The organism is Thiohalomonas denitrificans (assembly GCF_016841685.1).
In the GTDB taxonomy this organism is placed as follows: domain Bacteria; phylum Pseudomonadota; class Gammaproteobacteria; order Thiohalomonadales; family Thiohalomonadaceae; genus Thiohalomonas; species Thiohalomonas denitrificans_A.
In genome coordinates, this window is the sequence record NZ_JAENYR010000131.1 from 1 (window position 1) to 5,939 (window position 5,939).

Annotated in this window: 3 protein-coding genes; 1 reads left to right on the top strand and 2 read right to left on the bottom strand. The window is 62.4% G+C overall.

Translation table 11 applies throughout. The annotated features are described in order from the left end of the window. Window positions 1-346: 346 nt before the first annotated feature. Both ssb and Q7L05_RS16785 read right to left on the bottom strand, forming a co-directional pair. Window positions 347-880: a single-stranded DNA-binding protein gene (gene ssb, locus Q7L05_RS16780; RefSeq protein WP_303909366.1), complete on the bottom strand. Its 534-nt coding sequence runs from the start codon at window positions 878-880 to the stop codon at window positions 347-349. A gap of 180 nt (window positions 881-1,060) precedes the next feature. Continuing rightward, window positions 1,061-2,422, bottom strand: a complete 1,362-nt coding sequence (locus tag Q7L05_RS16785; RefSeq protein WP_303909368.1) for an MFS transporter — start codon at window positions 2,420-2,422, stop codon at window positions 1,061-1,063. Window positions 2,423-2,956: 534 nt separating this feature from the next. On the opposite strand from Q7L05_RS16785, the gene uvrA reads away from it, so the two are divergent. Further along, complete coding sequence (gene uvrA / locus Q7L05_RS16790) at window positions 2,957-5,785, top strand: excinuclease ABC subunit UvrA (protein WP_303909370.1); 2,829 nt, start codon at window positions 2,957-2,959, stop codon at window positions 5,783-5,785. The last annotated feature ends 154 nt before the right edge of the window (window positions 5,786-5,939 follow it).

Below are 5,939 nucleotides of genomic sequence, written 5' to 3' on the forward strand. Positions count from 1 at the left end.
CCATCGAGCGGGCGCGCTCTGGATCCCCGCCTGCGCGGGGATGACGTAGACATATAGATCCCCGCCTGCGCGGGGATGACGTAGACATATAGATCCCCGCCTGCGCGGGGATGACGGGAAATCCGGCTCGACCCGCAAGAGATAGACATATGGATCCCCGCCTGCGCGGGGATGACGTCACGGACAGCCGCGGACTGTGTTGCTCAACCCCTGGATCCCCGCCTGCGCGGGGATGACGTCGACATATGGATCCCCGCCTGCGAGGGGATGACGAATCTCCTATGCCGCGCATAATCACCCGGGCGAGCAGTTACTTTTTATCAACAGATATACACAAACGTACTAATCAAAACGGAATATCGTCGTCAAAATCGTCGAAATTTCCTCCACTGGAGGGTGCAGGGGCCTGGCCGCCGCCGGATGCCTGCCCACCGGGTGCCTGACCGCCGCCGGAGGGCGCTCCGCTCCCGCCCTGGGGTCCACCCTGTTCGCCACCCTGGCCCGCGCCCGGGTTATAGTCGGCACTGCCGCTACCGCTACCCCGCGGACCGCCCAGCATCTGCATTTCGTTGGCGACGATTTCGGTGGTGTAGCGATCCTGGCCATCCTGACCCTGCCATTTCCGGGTCTGCAGACGGCCTTCGATATAGACCTGCTGGCCCTTGCGCAGGTATTCACCGGCGATCTCGCCCAGGCGGCCGAACATGACGACCCGGTGCCATTCCGTTTTTTCCTGCTGCTGACCGGTCTGTTTGTCCTTCCACTGCTCGGAAGTCGCAATCGCAATATTGGCCACAGCACTGCCGTTTGAGGTGTAGCGGACATCCGGATCGCGCCCCAGATTGCCGACCAATATGACCTTGTTGATTCCTCGTGCCATGTTTTACTCCGTTATGGTTCGTGCTGCCGCAAACTCCGGCCACCCACGTGCGGGCCTGGCCGTTCTTCCGGGGAAATGTTGCTGACTATCGAATGGCCAGCCACTCCCTGGCAAGTAAACCCATAAAGTCCGATATTGTGCCAGAGATTCAAAGCCGGGTGGAGTTCGGGCTTCGCGGATTCATGCGGAAAACCGGTCGAGCTCGGCATGGTCGAGTTTGGCGTTGTCGACCCGCAGGTAGGCGATCCCGTCATCAAGCTCGACATAGACTTCTTCGACGCCATCGACATGGCGGAACTCGCTCTCCAGTTCAGCGGCCCGGGCGGGGTCCAGCGGCCCGACGTTGACCATGGCCGAGGCCAGATAACGGGGCTGTTTCATGGTTATGGCCAGCAGCCACCATACGGCCAGCAGGATGGCGCAGAACAGGAAAACGCCGGCCGGGCCGAATTGGCCATAGAGGCCGCCGCCCGCCGCCCCGCCGATAAACGCGCCGACAAACTGTGAGCTGGAGTAGACGCCCATGGCAGTGCCTTTGCTCTGCACCCGGGCGGTTTTGGCGATCAGCGATGGCATCAGCGCCTCCATCAGATTGAAGGCGATGAAGAACAGCCCCATCAGCACCGCTAGCGACCAGAAGCTGTCGTGCAGAAAAATAAAACCGATCTCGCTGAGCCCCAGGAGTGCGATGCCGCCTATGACGATCGGCTTCATAAGGCGCTTTTTTTCCGCCAGGACGATGAAGGGGATGGCTCCGGCCATGGCGATCGCCATCACCGGCAGATAGAGCTGCCAGTGGTCGGTACTCACCAACCCGGCGTCCCGTAAGGCAAGGGGGAGTACGACGAAACCGGCAGTAAGGACCAGATGCAGGACCAGGATGCCGAAATCGAGGCGCAGCAGCTGAGTGTCGGCCAGAACCTGGCGAAACTGTTGGGGCACCGCTTCGGCATCGCGGTGCACGCGACTGCTGGCGGGTGTGGGAACCGCGAGCAGAAGGATGGCGATGCCGGCCAGGGCCAGCACGGCGGTCAGCCAGAAAATGCCAGGGACCCCTACCCAGCCATCCAGGACAGGCCCGGCCACCATGGCGATCAGAAAAGAGACGCCGATGGTCATGCCGATAATGGCCATGGCCTTGGGCCGGTGATCCTCGCGGGTGAGATCGGCGGCCAGCGCCATGATCGCAGCGGCAACCGCCCCTGAGCCCTGCAGGGTGCGACCGATAATGACGCCATTAATGGTGTCGGCCGTGGCCGCTATCGCGCTGCCGATGGCAAACAGCAGCAGACCCGCCACGATCACCGGCTTGCGTCCGATTCGGTCCGAGAGCATGCCGAAGGGGATTTGGAAGAGGGCCTGGGTGAGGCCGTAAATGCCGATGGCCACCCCCACCAGGGTCGGCGTCACCCCCTCCAGGTCCTCGGCGTAGAGCGCGAATACCGGCAGGATGAGAAAAAGTCCGAGCATACGGGTGGCAAAGATGCCGGCCAAGGAGATGGCGGCACGGCGTTCCCGAGGGGTCATCTGTTCGGGTGACATTGGGCGGGTATCAAATTCTTCGATTTATTGAGACGTTTGCGCACCGGGGACGACCCCCGACGGACAATCCAGCGCGCTATCTTAGCAGGTTCGTTTTCCCCAGCAAGGAAGTCAGTTATGGGTTTGAAGGCCGGCCCGGAGGAGAGGAGATTTGGCGGCTGTTTGTCGGCCTGAAGCCCGACTACGGGTGGGATCCGATGGTCCGAGGCTGTAGGTCGGGCTTTAGCCCGTCGTACGGGTGGGAATGTATGGAGTGGAGTACGGTCCAAAGGAATGCGCCGTTTTGTCCCCGGAGCCGGTAGGTCGTTCCCTGGCCTTTTTGCCTCGCGACAGGCCGAAGGCGTATATTAACGGGTTACATCCAGGGATGGACGGTATGCCGCGGGGACAGGATGTCCGGGAGCGGCGACGTCCAGGGATGGACGGTATGCCGCGGGGACAGGATGTCCGGGAGCGGCGACGTCCAGGGACGGATGGTATGCCGCGGGGACAGGATGTCCGGGAGCAAATCTCATTTTCTCAAACAGGACTTACATGGATACCATTCGGATCCGAGGTGCGCGGACCCATAATCTTCAGAACTTTGATCTGGAGTTGCCCCGCAACAAGTTGATCGTCTTCACCGGGCTTTCGGGCTCCGGGAAGTCTTCTCTGGCGTTCGACACCATTTATGCCGAGGGCCAGCGGCGCTATGTGGAGTCGCTGTCGGCCTATGCCCGCCAGTTCCTGTCGGTGATGGAAAAGCCGGATATCGACCATATCGAGGGGCTCTCGCCGGCGATTTCCATCGAGCAGAAGTCGACCTCCCACAACCCGCGTTCCACGGTCGGCACGGTCACCGAGATTTACGACTATCTGCGCCTGCTTTTTGCCCGTGCCGGCGAGCCGCGCTGCCCGGAGCACGACATCATTCTCGAGGCGCAGACGGTCAGTCAGATGGTGGACCAGGTAGCGGGGCTGCCGGAGGGCACCAAACTGATGCTGCTCGCCCCGGTGATTCAGGACCGCAAGGGCGAACACGTACAGATCTTTGACGAACTGCGCGCCCAGGGCTTCGTGCGCGCCCGCGTCAACGGCACGGTGATCGAACTGGACCAGCCACCCACGCTGGAGCTTCGCAAGAAGCACACGATTGAAGTGGTGGTGGACCGTTTCAAGGTGCGCCCGGATATCAAACAGCGCCTGGCCGACTCTTTCGAGACGGCGCTCAATCTGGCGGACGGCATCGCTTCAGTGGCCTTCATGGACGGGGAAGAAAAGGACATGGTGTTCTCGGCGCGCTTTGCCTGCCCGGTATGCGGGTACTCACTATCGGAGCTGGAGCCACGGCTGTTTTCGTTCAATAATCCGGCCGGGGCGTGTCCCACCTGTGACGGCCTGGGGGTCAAGCCCTATTTTGATCCCTCCCGAGTAGTGCTGCATCCCGAACTCAGCCTGGCGGGTGGTGCGGTACGCGGCTGGGACCGGCGCAATGCCCATTACTTTCAGATGCTGAGTTGTCTGGCAGCACACTACGGTTTCGACATCGAGACGCCCTTTGAGCAGCTCGACAAGAAAATCCGTGACGCCCTGCTCTACGGCAGCGACAAACCGATCGAATTCATCTATCCCGGTGGTCGCCGGCGCAAACACCCATTCGAGGGGATCATCCCCAACATGGAGCGGCGCTATCGCGAGACCGATTCCAATATGGTGCGCGAAGAGCTGGCCAAGTTTCTCAGCACCCAGTCCTGCCCCGACTGCGGCGGAACCCGCCTGAACCGCTCCGCACGCAGCGTCTTCGTCGCCGGGCGCACCCTGCCGGAAATCACCTCGATGCCGGTGGGCCGGGCAACGGAATTCTTCGGGCACCTGACCCTGCCCGGCTGGCGCGGTGAAATCGCCGAGAAGATCGTCAAGGAAATCGAGGAGCGTCTGCAGTTTCTGGTCAATGTGGGCCTCAACTACCTGGCCCTGGACCGCAGTGCCGACACCCTCTCCGGCGGCGAGGCGCAGCGCATTCGGCTGGCGAGCCAGATCGGCGCGGGGCTGGTGGGCGTCATGTATATCCTCGACGAGCCCTCTATCGGTCTGCACCAGCGGGACAATGATCGGCTGCTCAGTACCCTGTTTCGCCTGCGCGACCTGGGGAACACCGTCATCGTGGTCGAGCACGACGAGGACGCCATCCGCAGTGCCGACCACGTGCTGGATATCGGTCCCGGAGCCGGGGCCCACGGGGGCCGAATCGTCGCCCAGGGCACACCCGGCCAGATCATGCGAAGTAAGGACTCGCTGACCGGGCAATACCTGTCGGGCAAGCGCCAGATCGCCGTGCCGGCCGAGCGCACGGCGCCGAATCCGGAACGGCAGCTGAAGATCCGCGGCGCCAGCGGCAATAACCTGAAGGGGATGAGCGTCGACGTCCCCGTCGGCCTGATGACCTGCATCACGGGCGTTTCGGGTTCGGGCAAATCGACGCTGATCAACGACACCCTCTATCGACACGCTGCCCTCTCCGTGAACGGCACCGGAGAGGACCCGGCGCCGGTGGCCGAGATCATCGGCCTGGAGAATTTCGACAAGGTCGTGGATATCGACCAGAGTCCCATCGGCCGTACGCCACGCTCCAATCCGGCGACCTATACCGGTCTGTTTACCCCGATCCGGGAACTGTTCGCCGGCACGCCGGAGGCGCGGGCCCGCGGATACATGCCCGGCCGCTTCAGCTTTAACGTCAAGGGCGGCCGCTGCGAGGCGTGCCAGGGTGACGGGCTAATCAAAGTGGAGATGCACTTTCTCCCGGATATCCATGTCGCCTGCGACGTCTGCAAGGGCAAGCGCTACAACCGGGAGACGCTGGAGGTCAAATACAAGGGCAAGAACATCTTCGAAGTACTGGAGATGACCGTGGAGGAGGCCCGGGTCTATTTCGACCCGGTACCGGTGGTAGCGCGCAAGCTACAGACGCTGATGGACGTGGGCCTCTCCTACGTCCGCCTGGGCCAGAGCGCCACCACCCTCTCCGGCGGCGAAGCGCAACGCGTGAAGCTGGCTCGGGAGCTGTCGAAGCGGGATACCGGCCGTACGCTCTACATTCTCGACGAGCCGACCACCGGGCTGCATTTCCATGATATCGAACAGCTTCTGGCCGTGCTCCACCGCCTGCGCGACCACGGCAATACCGTCCTGGTCATCGAGCACAACCTGGACGTCATCAAGACCGCGGACTGGATTATCGACCTCGGCCCCGAAGGGGGCGATCAGGGAGGTACGCTGCTGGCATCCGGCACCCCGGAGGAGGTAGCGGAACATCCCGATTCCTATACCGGGCATTATCTGAAGCCGATGCTGAGTCGGGGCAAAAAGGCGTTGGCGGGTTAGGTTTCGCGGGGGCGAAGCAGGCTTTGGGGCTTTTGCAGGATCGCAGACCCTGGGCGAACACGGCGGTAGCCGCAGTTTTTTCCAATCGCTGGGGCGCTGGGCGCTTTCGCGGCTTCCGCCGCTCCTACGGGGGCCATTGCCTTCGTTGGCCGAT